General features: G+C 74.1%; 12 protein-coding genes and 1 pseudogene. 10 read left to right on the top strand and 3 right to left on the bottom strand.

Annotation, left to right across the window (positions count from 1 at the left end; translation table 11 throughout):
* Positions 1 to 347 precede the first annotated feature (347 nt).
* On the top strand, positions 348 to 1,436 hold the full coding sequence (locus tag ACZ5GH_RS36560; RefSeq protein ID WP_464336525.1) for an alpha/beta fold hydrolase: 1,089 nt from the start codon (positions 348 to 350) through the stop codon (positions 1,434 to 1,436).
* A 93-nt stretch (positions 1,437 to 1,529) separates the two neighbouring features.
* Here the strand turns inward: ACZ5GH_RS36560 and ACZ5GH_RS36565 are convergent, their stop codons facing one another.
* The 3 genes from ACZ5GH_RS36565 to ACZ5GH_RS36575 form a co-directional block, all read right to left on the bottom strand.
* On the bottom strand, positions 1,530 to 1,823 hold the full coding sequence (locus ACZ5GH_RS36565) for a DUF6087 family protein (protein ID WP_464336526.1): 294 nt from the start codon (positions 1,821 to 1,823) through the stop codon (positions 1,530 to 1,532).
* Positions 1,824 to 2,171: 348 nt separating this feature from the next.
* Entirely contained in the window at positions 2,172 to 3,254 is a 1,083-nt protein-coding gene (gene dapE / locus ACZ5GH_RS36570; RefSeq protein WP_464336527.1) for a succinyl-diaminopimelate desuccinylase, read from the bottom strand.
* A 94-nt stretch (positions 3,255 to 3,348) separates the two neighbouring features.
* Entirely contained in the window at positions 3,349 to 4,509 is a 1,161-nt protein-coding gene (locus tag ACZ5GH_RS36575; protein ID WP_464336528.1) for an alanine racemase, read from the bottom strand.
* A 262-nt stretch (positions 4,510 to 4,771) separates the two neighbouring features.
* Here ACZ5GH_RS36575 and ACZ5GH_RS36580 point away from each other — a divergent pair, with 262 nt between their 5' ends.
* The 9 genes and pseudogenes from ACZ5GH_RS36580 to menC all read left to right on the top strand — a co-directional run bounded on the left by ACZ5GH_RS36580 (position 4,772) and on the right by menC (position 16,709).
* Positions 4,772 to 6,352, top strand: coding sequence for a serine hydrolase domain-containing protein (locus ACZ5GH_RS36580; RefSeq protein ID WP_464336529.1), 1,581 nt, complete (start codon positions 4,772 to 4,774; stop codon positions 6,350 to 6,352).
* Between the two features lie 213 nt (positions 6,353 to 6,565).
* Positions 6,566 to 8,032 (top strand): annotated as a pseudogene (locus ACZ5GH_RS36585) (ABC transporter substrate-binding protein).
* Complete coding sequence (locus tag ACZ5GH_RS36590) at positions 8,029 to 8,967, top strand: ABC transporter permease (RefSeq protein WP_464336530.1); 939 nt, start codon at positions 8,029 to 8,031, stop codon at positions 8,965 to 8,967. Before ACZ5GH_RS36585 ends, ACZ5GH_RS36590 begins: the two are co-directional and overlap by 4 nt.
* Positions 8,964 to 9,839: an ABC transporter permease gene (locus ACZ5GH_RS36595; RefSeq protein WP_464336531.1), complete on the top strand. Its 876-nt coding sequence runs from the start codon at positions 8,964 to 8,966 to the stop codon at positions 9,837 to 9,839. Before ACZ5GH_RS36590 ends, ACZ5GH_RS36595 begins: the two co-directional genes overlap by 4 nt.
* Positions 9,836 to 11,602 carry a dipeptide ABC transporter ATP-binding protein gene (locus tag ACZ5GH_RS36600; RefSeq protein WP_464336532.1) on the top strand — a complete coding sequence of 589 codons (1,767 nt, stop codon included), beginning with the start codon at positions 9,836 to 9,838 and terminating at the stop codon, positions 11,600 to 11,602. The genes ACZ5GH_RS36595 and ACZ5GH_RS36600 overlap by 4 nt, the downstream gene beginning before the upstream one ends.
* Positions 11,595 to 13,145 carry an N-acyl-D-amino-acid deacylase family protein gene (locus ACZ5GH_RS36605; protein WP_464336533.1) on the top strand — a complete coding sequence of 517 codons (1,551 nt, stop codon included), beginning with the start codon at positions 11,595 to 11,597 and terminating at the stop codon, positions 13,143 to 13,145. Before ACZ5GH_RS36600 ends, ACZ5GH_RS36605 begins: the two co-directional genes overlap by 8 nt.
* Positions 13,142 to 14,740: a PucR family transcriptional regulator gene (locus tag ACZ5GH_RS36610; RefSeq protein ID WP_464336534.1), complete on the top strand. Its 1,599-nt coding sequence runs from the start codon at positions 13,142 to 13,144 to the stop codon at positions 14,738 to 14,740. Before ACZ5GH_RS36605 ends, ACZ5GH_RS36610 begins: the two co-directional genes overlap by 4 nt.
* 53 nt (positions 14,741 to 14,793) lie before the next feature.
* The gene (locus tag ACZ5GH_RS36615) at positions 14,794 to 15,603 is read left to right on the top strand and encodes a GNAT family N-acetyltransferase (RefSeq protein ID WP_464336535.1); all 810 of its coding nucleotides are present in this window, start codon (positions 14,794 to 14,796) and stop codon (positions 15,601 to 15,603) included.
* Positions 15,600 to 16,709 carry an o-succinylbenzoate synthase gene (gene menC, locus ACZ5GH_RS36620; protein WP_387754462.1) on the top strand — a complete coding sequence of 370 codons (1,110 nt, stop codon included), beginning with the start codon at positions 15,600 to 15,602 and terminating at the stop codon, positions 16,707 to 16,709. The genes ACZ5GH_RS36615 and menC overlap by 4 nt, the downstream gene beginning before the upstream one ends.
* Positions 16,710 to 16,754 lie beyond the last annotated feature (45 nt).

The raw sequence follows: 16,754 nt of genomic DNA on the forward strand, positions 1-16,754 counted from the left end.
ACGTCTCGGCAACGCCCGCCGCCGTGCTCGCGCATCTCGCGGAGCCCGAGAAGGGCGCCGGCGACCGAGGCGGGCGGGCCCGGGTGAACGAGACCAGGACCGGGCGAAGGCGGACGATACGACATTCGAACTCGTGAGGGGGTGCCCCGACACGCTTCCCCTCGTGCGGACGCCGAACGGACCGCCGGCGGGCGCGCCCCGGCCGTCCCGGGAATCCCGGGGGCCACTCCCGGCACTCGGTCGCGGCCCGGCGCGTTGATGAAGCGTCAACCAACTGGCGTGTACGGCAGGTTCACGGGCACCCGCCCGGGGGCCGGCCGGCCCGACCGTACGACGGAGGAACCGGCATGATCGACAGGCGCACCTTCACCAGGGCCGTCGGAATCGGCGCGGGCACCACCGCGCTGTCCCTGGCCGCCCTGCCCCAGACCGCCGGGGCGGCCCCGGCGGCAGGGACCGCACCGGCCGCCGGGGCCGCTGAGGCGTCCGCGACCGCTGAGGCGTCCGCCGCCGCGCCCGTCGCGCCCCGGACCGGCTTCGCCCGCCTCGCCCAGGTCCGCGCCGGCGTCCTGGACGTCGGCTACGCCGAGGACGGCCCGGCCGACGGCCCCGCCGTGATCTGCCTGCACGGCTGGCCGTACGACATCCACAGCTACGTCGACGTCGCCCCGCTGCTCGCCGCCCAGGGCTACCGCGTCATCGTCCCCTACCTGCGCGGCCACGGCAGCACCCGCTTCCTGTCCGACCGCACGACGCGCAACGCCCAGCAGTCCGCCGTCGCCCTGGACGTGCTCGCCCTGATGGACGCGCTGGGCATCCGGCGGGCCGTGCTGGCCGGCTTCGACTGGGGCTCGCGCACCGCCGACATCATCGCCGCGCTGTGGCCCGAGCGGGTCAAGGCCCTGGTCTCGGTCAGCGGATACCTGATCACCGACGTGCGGATGCAGAAGGAGCCGCTGGCGCCCGCCGCCGAGCACACCTGGTGGTACCAGTTCTACTTCGCCACCGAGCGCGGGCGGACGGCCATGGAGAACCGGGACAAGCGCCGCGAGCTGTGCCGCCTGGTGTGGCAGCAGGTCTCGCCGACCTGGGCCTTCGACGACGCCGTCTTCGACCGCACCGCCGCCGCCTTCGACAACCCCGACTACGCGGCGATCGTCATCCACAACTACCGCTGGCGCCTCGGCCTGGCCGAGGGCGAACACCGCTACGACCAGCTGGAGCGCCGGCTCGCCGCCCGCCCGAAGATCACCGTGCCCACCGTCACCCTCGACCCCGGCCGCGACCCCTTCACCGCCCCCGGCGGCGGCACCGCCTACCGCGACTTCTTCACCGGCCCCTACCTCCACCGCACCCTGCCCGACGTCGGCCACAACGTCCCCCAGGAGGCACCCGAGGACTTCGTCCGGGCCGTCCTGGACGCCGACCGCCTCTGAACGGGCGGGGTCGCGAGACCCAGGGCGCCTGAAGGCCCCCGCGCAGCGCACAGGTGCCCGGCCCCCCGTGAGGGCCGGGCACCAGGCCAACGGTCAGGGCTTGCGGTGCCTGCCCGCCGGCTTCTTCGTCGGCTGGGCCGACGTCATCGGGATCACGCCGTCGCCCTCGATGCCGTGGACGAGCCGCTGCGCGGCGGCGTAGTCCGGCACGATGGTCTCGGGCACCCACTGGTAGCCGTCCCAGCGGGAGACCAACCGCGGTTCGCCCCGGTGCAGATGGGACGGAGCGTCCTCGAAGCCGAGGACAACGGCCTTGAGCGTGCCGACCGGACGGCGCCGCGCATCCCGGCGGGCCGCCCACCGCTCCAGCGGCTCGTCCTCGTCCACCTGGTCCTCCTCCGTGACGGGGCACCCAGCCCAACGGCGCCCAGGAGCGCAGGACACGGCCCGGATCGCCGATCCCCACCCCCTGGTCCCCGTCGGCGGCCGTCGGACCTAGCCGGTCCTGCTGCGGGGCACGGCCTTCGACGGCGGGGTCGTACAGTCCTGACCGTGACCGACACCACGCCAGCGGCTCGGCAAAGCGGCGCCCGGTCCCCGTTGACCACCGCGTACGGTGGCGTCCCTCGCCCGGTGCGGGCGGGGGCGGGGGACGGCGGGCGGCGGCAGTCCTGGCGGGACGTCACCGCTCCCTCGCACGCCGGGATCCGGCCGGCGCTCGGGGAGGGCCGGCCGTCAACCGACGAGCCAGTGCCGAAGGGCGCGGTGCACTTCGCGCAGCTGGGAGACCTCGACGTACTCGCCGGGGGTGTGGGCCAAGGACGGGTCGCCCGGACCGAAGTTGACGGCGGGCACCCCCGCCGCGGCGAAGCGGGCGACATCGGTCCAGCCGAGTTTCGCCCGCGGCGCGGCGGCGAGCCGCGCGAGCAGCGACGCGGCGGCGGGCCGGTCGAGCCCCGGCAGGGCGCCCGGCAGCACCTCGGTCACCTCGACCTCGTACCCGGGGAAGAGCCCCCGCACGTACGCCTCCGCCTGCGCGGGGGTACGGCTGGGCGCGTAGCGCAGATTGACCGTGACCACGCACACGTCGGGGACCACGTTGCCGGCGACCCCCGCCTCCACCGCCACGGCACTCAGCCCCTCCCGGTACACCAGCCCGTCGATGACCACCTCCTCGGCGACGTGTTCCGCCAACACGCGCAGCACCTCACCCGCGAGGTGCGCCGCGTTGACGCCCATCCACGGCCGGGCCGTGTGCGCCCGCCTTCCCCGGACGACGACGTCCGCGGTGAGGAAGCCCTGACAGCCGCCCTCCACCGTGCCGTCGGAGGGTTCCATCAGGATGGCCAGGTCGGCGTGCAGGAGGTCCGGGCGCTCGGCGGCGATCCTGCCCAGGCCGTTGCGCTCGTCGGAGGTCTCCTCGCACTCGTAGAAGACGTAGGTGACGTCCCGGACCGGTGCCGTGACGGTCGCCGCGGTGTGCAGGGCCACGGCGACGCCGCCCTTCATGTCGCAGGCACCGAGCCCGTGCAACCGCCCGTCCGTGAGACGGGAGGGCAGGTTGTCGCAGGGCGGGACGGTGTCCAGGTGCCCGGCGATCACCACGCGCTCGGCTCGTCCCAGCTCGGTGCGGGCGACCACGGAGTCGCCGATCCGCTCGACCCGCAGATGGGACAGAGCCCTCAACGCGCGCTCCACCCCGTCGGCGAGCGCCGCTTCCGAGCCGCTCTCGGACGGGGTGTCGACCAACGCGCGTGTCAGCTCGACGAGATCCGCGCCGGGGTCGAGTGCGGGCCGGGTGTCGCCGGGGACGGTCATGGCAGTGCTCCATCGGACGGAGGGGGCGGGGTGTCGTTGCTCCGGCGCACGGCGGGGGAGAGGGCCGGGGCGGGCGCCGGGCCGCCCGGGTCGATCAGCGGAAGAGGGGGTGCCACACCTCGCACGGGTGCCCTCGGCCGTCGACGACGGTGACGTCGGGCCAGCGGTCGAAGGCGGAGCAGGGGTGGGAGATCCCGAGGTCGACCTCGTCGCCGACGTACAGATCGCGCACACCGGTCAGGACGAGGTGGTGGTCGTAGATCCGCTCCGCCCTCGCCGCGGCGGCGGGCCGCCGTGCGCCGTGCGGATCGTGGGCGCGCACGAGGACGGGCAGGCCGGCGTCGTAGGGCAGCTCGCGCCTCCCGGCGCCGACGACGGCTCGGCCCGGTTCCGGGGTGGAGAGCACGACCGCGCGCACGGTCAGCGCCGCCCTCAGGCCGGGCAGGGGGGAGACCTGCGCGTAGCTGCCGTGGTCGTGGGTGACGTAGCAGCCCGACCGCAGGACGGGCACCGCCGTCGGCAGGTCGCCGCGGTGGCGCGCGGCGTGGGCGAGGGCGTGGACGACCCGGTCGGGAAAGGCGGAGCCGCCCATGCTGAAGACGGGCCGCGGGGTCTCGAAGAGCGGGGTGAGGCGGCGGAACACCGTGACCGTCCGGTCGCAGTGCTCGTCGACGGCCGCGAGGGTGGCGGCATCCCGCCGGTTGGGCCGGACGCCTTCGTAGCCGGCGACACCGGCGAGAAGGAGTCCGGGCGCCGCCCGGACGGCCCGGGCCAGGTCGGCGGCCTCGGCCGGCCCCTGCACACCGGTGCGGCCCGCGTCCGTTCCGACGTCGACGAGGACGCGCAGAGGGGTGCGCGCGCCGGCCGTGAACGACCGGGCGAAGCCGATGCCGGCCGAGGAGTCGACGAAGCAGTACAGCTCCCGTTGCGGTGCCTCGTCGAGCCAACGGCGCAGCAGGGACAGGTCGTACGGGTGGACCACCTGGTTCGCGACGACCACACGCCGCGCTCCCCACCCCAGGGCGATGCCGGCCTGCGTCACGGTGGCGACCGTGACGCCCCAGGCCCCCGCCGCCAGCTGCCGTTCGACGATGGGGCGCGTCATGGTGGTCTTGATGTGCGGGGCCAGCTCGACGCGGTGATCACGGCACCAGGCCGCCATGAGCCGGATGTTGTGCTCCAGCGCCCGCGCGTCGAGGCGCAGCTGCGGCAGCCGGGCGCTCGGGCGTCCGCCTCGTGGCGTCTCGTGGTCCATGGGCTCCTCCGGGCGCGGCACCCGGGGGCCGCCGGGCGATGGGGGGCGTGCACGTGCGACGGAGCGCGGGTCGCGGCGGACACGCGCCGACGGCTCCCAGGCCGCGGACACACGTCGACGCCGGGTCCGCGACGTGCTCGACACAGGAATGCTCCTGACATCAGGGGCCGCAGGGGCATGTCCTCCCGGCCAACGTTGGGCGAGCGGACTTTGCCGGTTAGGACAAACCTTCCGGGCGGTCGGGGCTGAGAGTCTGTGGCGCATGGCCATCTCAACAACGTTGTCCGAGGTCGTGGGCTCGGCGGTACGCCCGGGAGACCCAGGACTGTCCGTCGGCGTCTACACCGACGGGAAGCTGATCCACCAGGCGTCGGCGGGGCTGGCGAGCGTGGAGTTCCAGGCGCCGGTCGACACCCGCACGCGGTTCGACATCGCCTCCGTGAGCAAGCAGTTCACCGCCGCGGCCGTGCTGCTGCTGTGCCGGGAGGGGCGGCTGTCGCTGGACGACGACATCCGCACGCACCTGCCGGAGCTGAAGCTGGCGGTGCCGGTGACCGTCGGTCAGTGCCTGCGGCACACGGGCGGTCTGCGGGACTGGCTGGCCCTGACGGCGATCGCCGGCCGCCCGCTGACGAGGATCACCCAGGACCAGACGCTGGCCTTCGTGGCGGGGCTGAGCGAGGTCGACTTCGAACCGGGGACCGCGTTCTCCTACTCCAACACGGGCTACGTCCTGGCCGCCTCGCTCGTGCGCCGGCTCACCGGTCGCACCCTGGGGGAGTTCACCACGGACCGGATGTTCGCCCCGCTGGGCATGAACGACACCGTGTTCCGCGAGGACAGCCGGGAGCCGTTGCCGCGGTTCGCCTACGGGTACGACGTCACCCGCGCCGGCGTGCGGCGCGCCGACACCGAGGAGTCCGCGGTCGGCGACGGCGGCCTGGCCACCAGCGTCGCCGACCTGGCGCCGTGGTTCGGGTTCCTGCAGGACGGCCGGGTCCTGGGCGCCGACATCCGCGACGGGCTGCTGCGGCGGGCCGACACCGGGGACGGGCAGGAGTGGCCGTACGCGCTGGGCCTCTACCACACGACGATCGCGGGCCACCCGGCGTTCGGCCACGCCGGCGGCGTCCCCGGGTACCGGTCCCAGCTGCTGTTCATGCCGGACACCGGCCTCGGCGTGGCGCTGCTGGGCAACAACTCCTCGATCGACGCCGCGAAGCTGGCCACCCGGGTGCTCCGGCTGGCCGCCGGGCTGCCCGAGGACGATCCCGTCGAGCTGACGGCGGGCCCGGCGGCCGCCGGGCCCGCCGCCCGGCTGGCGGGGGACTGGCTGGATCCGCGCTCCGACCTCACCCTGCGGATCGAGGCGGTGGGCGACGGCCGGATCCGCGTCCACGGCGCGCCGTGCGCCGGCGAGTTCGCACCGGCCGTCGACGGCAGCTGGCAGGGCCTGCAGGACAGCGCCGGCTTCTGGCTGCGGGCGTCCCCCGGCACGGTCACGATCGGATCGGTGTACCGCCCCGGCCGCGCCACGCAGTACCGGCGCTGTGCCCCCGCGGCGGCCGGGGCCACGCTGCCACCGGCCGTCTACCGCAGCGCGGAGCTCGGCATCCTGGCGACGGTCACCCGGGACGGCACGCTCGAACTCGGCCTGGAGTTCGTCGGGACGATCGAACCGGCACCGGACGGCGCGTTCCGTGCGGGCGGCGGGATCAGCCTGCGCCCCAGCGGCGACGACCTCCTGATCAGCACACAGGGCGTCCACCGGCTGCGCTTCGTCCGACAGCCCGACGACACCGCCCCCCTGGGCCTTCCCCCCGGCCTCAAGCCCGCGAGCTGACGGCCCCCCACCCGCCGCCCGCGCCGCGCCGACCGCCCGAGGCGTCCCTCACCGGCGTCCACCCCACCCGGTCCACCCCCTGACGAGGACTCCCCCATGACCCCAACTCCGCCACGCCGCCGAACGGCCCGCGGGCTGGTCGGCGGCGCCCTGACCGCGAGCCTGCTGCTCACCGGATGCGCCACGGCCGCCGGCGACCCGGACACGCTCACCATGGCCACCACGAGCCCGCCCAACGTGCTCGACATCGCCCACGGCTTCACCGGTCCGTGCACCCTGGTGCAGTTCGCGGTCCTGGAGTCGCCGGTGACGAGGGACGAGAACGGCAAGGTCGTCCCGCAGCTGGCGCAGTCGTGGACCGAACCGGACCCGGTCACCTACGTGTTCAAGCTGCGCCAGGGCGTGGTGTTCTCCGACGGCTCCCCGATGACCGCCGAGGACGTCGCGTTCTCACTGGAGCGGCACACCGATCCGAAGGTGGCCTCCGAGGCGGCGAGCATGGTGGCCGCCGTCGAGTCGGTGCGCGCCACCGGCCCGGACGAGGTCACCGTCGTGCTGAAGGCCCCGACCCAGACGTTCCTGTCGAACGTGGCGGTGATGTGGCAGGTGGTGCCCAAGAAGCTCGCCGCGGCGCACCCGCAGGACCTGGGGACGCCGGCCTCCCCCACCCTGGGCACCGGGCCGTACAAGGTCACCCGGTTCTCCGGCACCGAGGGCATCACCCTTTAGCGCAACGAGAACTACCGGGGCCCCAGGCCGGCCGTCGGCACGGTGAAGGTGACCACCATCACCGACCCGGAGACACTGCGGCTGGCCGTCTCCTCCGGGGAGGTGGACGGGACCGTCCAGGTCCCGCCGCGCGACATCCGCAAGTGGGCCCCGCTGAAGGACGTCAGGACCCGGTTCTACGCCGGCAACTCGATCGCCTTCCTCGCCCTCAACGTCACGTACGGCCCGCTCGCGGACGTCCACGTCCGCAGGGCCGTCGCCCACGCGGTGAACCGGGAGGCCACACAGCGGCTGGTCGTCGGCGCCAAGGCGTCACCCGCGACCACGATCCTGACCCATCCGATGCTCCGAGCGCTCTACGGCGACGACTTCCAGAGCGCGGTCGACCGGTTGCCCCGGTACCCGTACGACCTGGCCGCGGCCAGGGACGAACTGGCGAAGTCCGCGTACCCCCACGGCTTCGAACTGCCCGCCGACTACAGCACCGGCAACAACACGGCGGACGCCCTGCAGGCCCTCACGGCGGACCTGGCCAAGATCGGAATCAAGCTCAAGCTCAACCCCCTGCCCGACGACGGCTACCGCGCCAAACGGATCCGGCACGACGGACTCACCCTGGGCATGAGCGATCTGTCCTACGCCACCCCGGACCCGGGCGAGCTGCTGCCGGACCTCGTGTCCAGCGTCGGGGCGAAGCCCTACGGCTTCAACTTCGCCCAGTTCCGGAGCCCGCGGCTGGACACCCGGGTGGACACGGTGCTCGCCCTGAAGGACGGCGAGGAACGCCGGCAGGCGGTCACCGAGATCCTCACCGAGACCGCCGAGCAGGCCGCATACATCCCGCTGTACAGCGTGGACTCGGGCATCGCCCTGAACAAACGGTTCACCGAGAACGTCGGAGTGTGGACACTGAACGTCCTGGCCGAGATCAAGCCCGCGGAGACCGGATGACCGCCGCCCTGCTGATCGCCCGGCGGCTGGCCTCCGCCGTGGTCCTGCTCGGGGCGATGTCGCTGCTCACCTACGGGCTGCTGTCCCTCACCCCGGACGGACCCGTGCAAGCGCTGCTCGGCGACCGCCCGTCGACCCCGGAGACCATCGCCGCGATCCGCGCCCAGTACCTGCTGGACGAGCCGTTCCCGGTGCGGTACTGGCACTGGCTGAGCCAGGTGCTGTCGGGCGACTTCGGAACCTCCCTCCTCGCCAGGCAGCCGGTGCTGACGGTGGTCGGCGAGCGCCTGCCGGTGACCGCCGCGCTGGCCGGCTGCGCGATGGCGCTGACCCTGCTCCTCGGCATTCCGGCCGGCATGGCGGCCGGGCTGCGCCGCGGCAAGCCGCTCGACCAGGGCGTCACGCTGGTCGCGCTCGTCGCGCTGTCCTTCCCGCCGTTCGCGCTGGGCCTGCTGCTGCTGTACGGCTTCGCCGTCGAACTGGGCTGGTTCCCCACGTACGGGGGCGGGGACCTGCGGCACTACACCCTGCCGGCGATCGCCCTGTCGCTCGGTCAGGCGGCCGTGCTGGTGCGCCAGACCCGCGCCGCCACCCTCGACGTCGGCGCCCAGGACTACGTCACGTTCGCCCGGGCCCGGGGCCTGGGCCGGATGCGGACCTGGGGGAGCTACTCCCTGCGCAACGCCGCGCTGCCCGTGCTCACCGTCGCGGGACTGCTGGCCGCGGCGAACCTGACCGGAGCGGTGTTCGTGGAACAGACATTCAGCCTGCCCGGACTGGGATCGCTCCTGGTCCAGGCGGTGAACCAGAAGGACATCGCCTTGATCCAGGCCTTGGTACTGCTCGGTGGCGCCGTCGTCATCGGCGTCAACCTGCTGGTGGACCTGGTCTACCTGGTGGTCGACCCCCGCGTCCGGCACGGAGCCCCCGCGTGAGCGCGGCGACGACGACCCGGCCTGGCGCCCGGGAAGACGGCCGGCGGCCCCGGTCCGCCGGCGGCCGCGCCCTGACGACGACGGCGCTGGCGGCCCTCGCGGTCATCGTGCTGGCCGCGATCCTCGGAGACTGGGCGGCCCCGTACGACCCGGCGCTGCAGAACGTCGAGCTGGGCCCCGCCGGCCCGAGCACGACCCACCTGCTCGGTACCGACGACCTGGGCCGTGACGTGCTGTCCCGGCTGCTGGCAGGCGCCGGGACCGCGCTGGTCGCCCCGGTGCTGATCGCCCTCGGCACGACCCTGCTGGGGACCACCCTCGGCCTGCTCGCCGGCTACCACCGCGGCCTGCTGGACGCGGTCCTGATGCGACTGGGCGACCTGCTGTACGCGCTGCCCGGACTGCTCGTCCTCATCGTCCTGGTGGGCGTCGCCGGCGGCGGAACCACGGTCGCCGTGCTCGCGCTCATCGTCCTGAATGCCCCGGCCGACATCCGGATCATCCGCAGCCTGGCCCTGGGCCAGCGGGAACTGGCGTACGTCGACGCCGCCCGCACCCTGGGCCTGCCGGCCCGCAGGATCGTCTTCCGGCACGTGCTGCCCAACCTGGCGCCGACCGTGACGGCCAATCTGCTGCTCAGCTTCGTCAGCGCGCTGGTCGCGCTGACCGGGCTGTCGTTCCTGGGAATCGGACTGCCGGCGGGCACCCCCGACTGGGGCCTGATGATCCAGGAGAACCGCACCCTGCTGGACCTCAACCCCTGGGCGGCCGTGGCACCGGCGCTGCTCATCATGACCACCGCCATCGCCGCCACCCTGCTCGGCGACAGCATCTTCGAACGGCTCAACGCCGGGAAGGGCGGTGCGCAATGAGCGAACTGCTCCAGGTCCGGGGGCTCACGGTCACCCTCGGGGACCGGCCGATCGTCGACGGCGTCGACCTGACCGTCGCAGCCGGCGAAACCGTCGCCCTGGTCGGCGAATCGGGCAGCGGCAAGTCCCTGACCGCCCGGGCGATAGCCGCACTGCTGCCCCCGCCCCTGCTCGCCCACGGCTCGGTGCGACTGTCCGGGACCGAACTCGTCGGGGCGCCGGAAAAGGTGCTGCGCACGATGCGCGGCCGACGCGTCGGCCTGCTCATGCAGGACCCGTTCACCCAGCTCAACCCGCTGCTGACCGCGGGCGCGCACATCGCCGAGTCGCTACCCCGCGGCGCCGGCCGCGACCGGGCCGAGATCGCCCGCCGGCTCGCGGAGGTCGGCATCGACGACCCGCACGTGGCCAAGCGGTACCCGTTCCAACTGTCCGGCGGGATGCGGCAACGGGTGGCGATGGCGGCGGCCCTGGCCGGGGACCCCGAACTGCTGATCGCCGACGAGCCCACCACGGCCCTCGACGCCACCGTCCAGCACGAGATCATGCGGCTGCTCACCGGGATCCAGGCGGACCGGGCCATGGCCGTGCTGCTGATCACGCACGACCTGCGCGTCGCGTTCGCCCAGGGCGACCGGGTCCACGTGATGTACGCCGGCCGGGTGCTGGAGGCGGGCCGCGGCCAGGCCGTCGCCGCCGCCCCGGGCCACCCCTACACCGCCGGGCTGATCGGCGCGCTGCCGGCGGTGGAACGCACCGCCACGCGCCTGGCGGCCATTCCCGGCTCGGTGCCGCGCGCGGCCGACGTCACCGACCGGTGCGCGTTCGCCGACCGGTGCCCGCAACGACAGGACGACTGCCTCACCGGCCGGCCCCCGCTGCGCGAGATCGCCGTCGCCCACCGGACGGCCTGCCGGTACCCGCTCCGGCCCCCCGCGCCCCCGGCCGCCGACGAGCAGCCGGCCACGGCCAGGCCTGCGAAGCCGTCGGACCGCCCCCTCCTGCTGGTCGAGGGACTGCGCAAGGACTACGGCAAGGTGACCTCACTGGACGGCGTCGACCTGCGCATCGCCCCGGGGGAGAGAGTGGCGCTGGTCGGCGAGTCCGGATCCGGCAAGACGACCCTCGCCCGGTGCCTGCTCGGCCTGGTCGAGGCGAGCAGCGGCCGCATCCTGCTGGACGGCACGGACACCACCCGGCCGCGACGGCTGTCCGCGAGCCGACGGCGAACCGTGCGGACCCTGGTGCAGTGCGTGTTCCAGGATCCCTCCACCTCCCTCAACCCGGCGATGACGGTGGGCGCCACCCTGGCGGAGGCGGCCGCCCGGGCACGGCCCGAGGACCGCCTGCCCGTCGGCGAACTGCTGGAACTGGTCGGCCTGCCACCCGCCTACTCCGGACTGCGCCCGCACCGGCTGTCGGGCGGTCAGAAGCAACGCGTCGCGATCGCCCGGGCGCTCGCCGTGCGGCCCGCGCTGCTGATCTGCGACGAGCCCACCGCCTCCCTGGACGTCTCCGTCCAGGCCCACGTCCTGGAACTGCTGCGCCGCGTCAACGACGAACTGGGCACCGCCCTGCTGTTCATCACCCACGACCTGGCCATGGCCCGGCAGATCACCGACCGCACCGTCGTGCTCCTGCACGGCCGGGTGGTCGAAACGGGTGACACCGACACGGTGCTCGACCACCCCGCCCACGCGTACACCCGCCGCCTGGTGGCCTCCGTGCCGCCGGCACCGACCGGAAAGACAGCCCATGCATGACCTGATCATCTCCGGCGGCGAGGTCCACGACGGATTCGCCTCCGCCCCCGTCACCGCCGACGTCGCCGTCACCGCCGGCCGCGTCACCGCCGTGGGCAAGGACCTCGGGGCGGCCAGACGGACCATCGACGCGACCGGACTGGTGACGGCCCCCGGCTTCGTCGACCCGCACAGCCACTCCGACAGCGTCCCGTTCCTGCCCGACGCGCAGCCCTTCAAGCTGCTGCAGGGCGTCACCACGGAGGTCGTCGGCAACTGCGGCTTCTCGATGGGACCGGCGGATCCCGCGACCGCCGACCTGAGCCCCATCCAACTGGGCGAGCAGACGTTCACGACCTTCGCCGACTACCTCGACGCCGCGGAGGCCGCCGGGCTGAGCAACCACCTCGCCCCCCTGGTGGGCCACAACACCCTGCGCCTGGCGGTGGCCGGTCTGGACAGGCGGCTGCCGCCGGGAGGCCTGGACCGGCTGTGCGCGCTCACCGAGGAGGCCTTCGCGGCCGGGGCCCGCGGCCTGTCCAGCGGCCTCGAGTACGTGCCCGGAGCGTACGCGGACCCGGCCGAACTCACCGCCCTGGCCCGGATCGCCCGCCGGTACGACGGGACGTACGCCACCCACATGCGCAGCGAGAGCGAGGGACTGGCCGACGCACTCGGCGAAGCGGTCGCCATCGCCAGAGCAGCCGGCACCAGGCTGCAGGTGTCGCACTGCAAGGCTTCCGGACGGGCCGTCCACGGCGCGTCCCGGCTGATCCTGGACACCCTGGCCGAGGCCCGCCGCAGCGGCGTCGACGCCCGGGCGGACCAGTACCCGTACCGGGCCTTCTGCACGAGCATGTCGGCGATGCTGCCGCCCGAGGCGTGCGAGGGCGGCATGGACGCGCTGCGCGCCCGGCTCCTCGACCCGCGGACCCGGGCGGCGCTCAGGGCGACGGCCGAGGCACCGGGGCCGGGCACCGGCGTCGGGTTGTGGCGGGAGGTCCACCCCGAGGACCTGCAGATCCTGCGGCACACCGACCCGTCGGTGACGGGGCGCCGGCTCGCCGACGTGCTGGCCGGACGGGAACCGTGGGACGTGCTGTGCGAGCTGCTCGTCGCCGACCCGCAGGCGTACGTCGTCTGCCACACCATGGACGAGGACGACGTGCGGACGATCATGGCCGATCCGCTGGTCGCCATCGGGTCGGACAGCGACATCCCGATCGGCCCGAACCACCCCCGCACCTACGGCACCTTCCCCACCTTCCTCGGCGGCTACGTCCGGGACGCCGGCGTGGTGGACCTGGCCGAGGCGATCCGGAAGGTCACCTCCGCCACCGCGAGCCAGTTCGGGCTGTCCGACCGCGGCTGGATCGGCCGCGGCTCGGTCGCCGACCTGGTGCTCCTCGACCCCGCGCGGATCGGCCACGCCGGCACCTACGAGCACCCCGACCTGCGGCCGACCGGAGTGACCCACGTGTTCCTGGCCGGTGAACAGGTCATCGCCGACGGCGAGTTCACCGGAGAGCGCCGCGGCCGGATGCTGCGATCGGAGCGGCGATGACGGCCCCCGCCGGGATCACCCTCGGCGTCGTGCTCGACAGCCTGGGAACCGGCCTCCTGCGGCCGCTCGCGCTGCCCCGGGGCCGGGCGGTCGCCGTCGGGGCACCCACCATCCACGACACCGACGCCCCCGGGACGGGGCTGACCGACGCGATCGTCCTGGTACCCGGCCGACTGACCGCCGACGTCCTGGAGTGGGCCGCCGAACACCACGCCAGCGCCGTGGTCATGCGCGCCGGCACCACGGACACGGCAGCGCTGACGCAGGCCGCCGAACGAACCGGAGTGGCGCTCCTGGAACGCAGCGCCGAGATCTCCTGGGGACAGCTCTACACCCTGATCGACGCGCTGCGCGCCATCACGAGCCCGGTCTTCGAACCGGACCGGCACCGGTCCACCGACCTGTTCGCCCTCGCCAACGACATCGCCGTGCGCGCCGGCGGCGCGGTGGCGATCGAGGACCTGTCCATGCGCGTGCTCGCCTACTCCACGGTCCCGGGCCAACTGGTCGACGACCCGCGGCGTGACGGCATCCTCGGCCGCCGCGTGCCCGACCACCCCACCCACGCCGAGGAGTACGCCGCCGTCCTGCGCTGCGACACCGCGGTCTGGAGCTACGAGCCGAAGGAGTACCGGCCGCGCCTGGCCATCGCCATCCGCGACGGCGGCGAGGCGCTGGGCAGCATCTGGGTGCTCCAGGGCGACGAGCCCCTGACGCGGGAGGCGGCGGACGTCCTCGCCGAGGGCGCGCGCCTGGCCGCGCCCCACCTGGCCCGGGTCAGCCTCGCGGCGGACACCGAGCGCCGGCAACGAGCCGAGCGCCTGGGCTGGTTGCTCCGCGGCCAGGGAGCGACCCGGGAGCTCGCCGACTCGTTCGGCATACGCTTCGACGCCCCGGCGACCGTGCTGGTGATCGGCCGCCCCGACGACCCGGCCGGCCACGCCCGGGGCGTCTCGCCGGACTCCGCCGCCGAGTACGTCGGCGACCTGCTGCGGATGGGACTCTCCGCCTACCGGCTGGGAGCCGCCGCCGGAGCACTGGACGGCCAGGCCGCGGCGGTGGTCGACACGGCCTGCGACGCCCCCGTGATCCAGCTGATCATCGCGACGGTGCTGGCCCGGGCGAGGGACACCCTCGGCGGCGGCTGGCGGGCGGGGATCAGCCGCACCCTCCCCGGCCTCGCCGACGTCTCCACGGGGCTGAACCAGGCCAGGCAGGCCCTCACGGTGGTGTGCGGACCGTTCGGCAGGACGGAGATCGGACGCCACGACGAGCTGGCCGCCCCGATCTTCCTGCGGGACGTCCACGAGGCGCTCCGGTACCGCCCGGCCCTGGCCGGCGAACCCCTGTCCACGGTGCTCGACCACGACGCCCGGCACGGCACGGAGTACGAGAAGACCCTGCGCTGCTGGATCGCCGGGCACTACGACGTGCCACGGGTCGCCGAGGCCATGACGCTGCACCCCAACACCCTGCGGCACCGCCTGCGCCGGCTGGCCGAGCTGATCGACCTCGACGATCCCGACCTGCGGCTCGCGCTGGCACTGCAACTGCGGCTACGGCTGCCGGACATCGGCACAAAGGAGGCCCGGTGAACTTGGGCCCGGACGCCAATGGCCCCGGGCGCTCCGCCCAGCAGACTCGCCCCATGGTCGATTTTCCTTCCGCCGACGCGGAACGGGCGGACGTCCGAATCCGGCTGCTTCGGACCGTCCCCGAACTCCAGCAGGCCGACACGGTGCTGCGCACCGTGTGGAACACCCCGGACACCACCGAGGCACCGCTGGCCCTGGACGTGATGTGCGCGCTCGCCCACACCGGCGGCTACGTCGCGGCGGCGTACCTCGGGACGGCGATGGTCGGGGTGACCGCCGGATTCCGCACCATCGGGGACAGTCTGCACTCGCACGTGGCCGGCGTGCTGCCGGGAATGCACGGCCGCGGGATCGGCGCGGCGATGAAGTCGCACCAGCGGCAGTGGGCCGCCCAGGCGGGCCTGACGTCGATCTCGTGGACGTACGACCCGCTGATCCGCCGCAACGCCTACTTCAACCTGCAGCGGCTCGGGGCGGTCGCGCAGGCCTACCTGCCCGACTTCTACGGGCCGTTGGCCGACGGCATCAACGACGGCGACGACTCCGACCGGCTGTTCGTCAGCTGGCCGGTGCACGGGACGCCGCACGCACCGCCGCCGCTGCCGGACCTGGCCGCGGCGCACCCCGTGCTCGAAACGGACGGCGACGGCGAGCCCCTACCGCGCGCCGCGACCGGCGACGTCCTGCGGTGCGCCACCCCGGCGGACGCGGAGTCCCTGCGGCGAACCGACCCGGCCGCCGCCCGGCGCTGGCGGTCCGCGATGCGCCAGGCGCTCGGCGGCGCCCTGGAGAACGGTTACCGGATCGACGGCTTCGACCGGTCCGGCTGGTACGTCCTGCGACGGAAGGAAACATCGGAATGAAGCTGCGCCAGGTCGAGTTGCGCGAGGTGGCCCTGCCCCTGGTCGCGCCGTTCCGGACCTCACTGGGAACCCAGGAACACCGGAACTCGCTGCTGGTCAAGGTGACCACGGCCGACGGAGCCGTCGGCTGGGGCGAGTGCGTGGCCGACGACGACCCGACGTACAGCGCCGAGTACCTGGCCGGAGCCCGGCAGGTGGTCCGCGAGTTCCTGCTGCCCCGGTTGTCCCGGGCCCCCGAGCTGACCGCGGCGCTGGTGCCCGAGCTGCTCCGGCCGGTCAGAGGGAACCCGATGGCCAAGACGGCCGTCGAGATGGCGGTACTGGACGCCGAACTGCGCACCGCCGGCATCAGCCTCGCCCAGTACTTCGGGGCGACGCGCACCGAGCTCGCGGTCGGCGTGTCGGTCGGCATCACGGACACCGTCGACGAGCTGGTCAGCGCCGTCGACGGCTACCTGCGCGCGGGCTACGCCCGGATCAAGCTGAAGATCGAACCGGGCTGGGACATCGAGCCGCTGCGAGCGGTCCGGGAGACGTTCGGCCCGGACCTCGCCCTGCAGGTGGACGCCAACACCGCCTACGGTCCGGCGGACCAGCCCCACCTGCGCCGGCTCGACGCCTACGGGCTGACGCTGATCGAGCAGCCGTTCGCCCCGGACGACCTGCTGTCGCACACCCGGCTGGCGGCCCGCATGGACACCCCGATCTGCCTGGACGAGTCGATCACCTCGGCCCGGGACGCGGCCACCGCCATCCGGCAGGAGGCCTGCTCGATCGTGAACATCAAGCCCGGCCGGGTCGGCGGGTACCTGGAAGCCCGCCGGATCCACGACCTGTGCCTGGCCAACGGCGTACCGGTGTGGTGCGGCGGCATGCTGGAGACCGGGCTGGGACGGGCGGCCAACCTGGCGCTGGCCGCGCTCCCGGGCTTCACCCTGCCCGGCGACATCTCGGCCTCGGCCCGCTACTACACCCGCGACATCACCGACCCCTTCGTCCTCCACGACGGCCGCCTGACCGTCCCCACCGGCCCGGGGATCGGCATCGTGCCCGACCCCGACGCCCTGGAGGCCGCCACCACCTCCACGGAAACCCTCACCGTCTGACCGGCCGTAGGGCCCCGGGCACCGCCGCGCGGCGCCCGGGGCTCC

It is taken from the genome of Kitasatospora sp. Xyl93 (assembly GCF_055383135.1).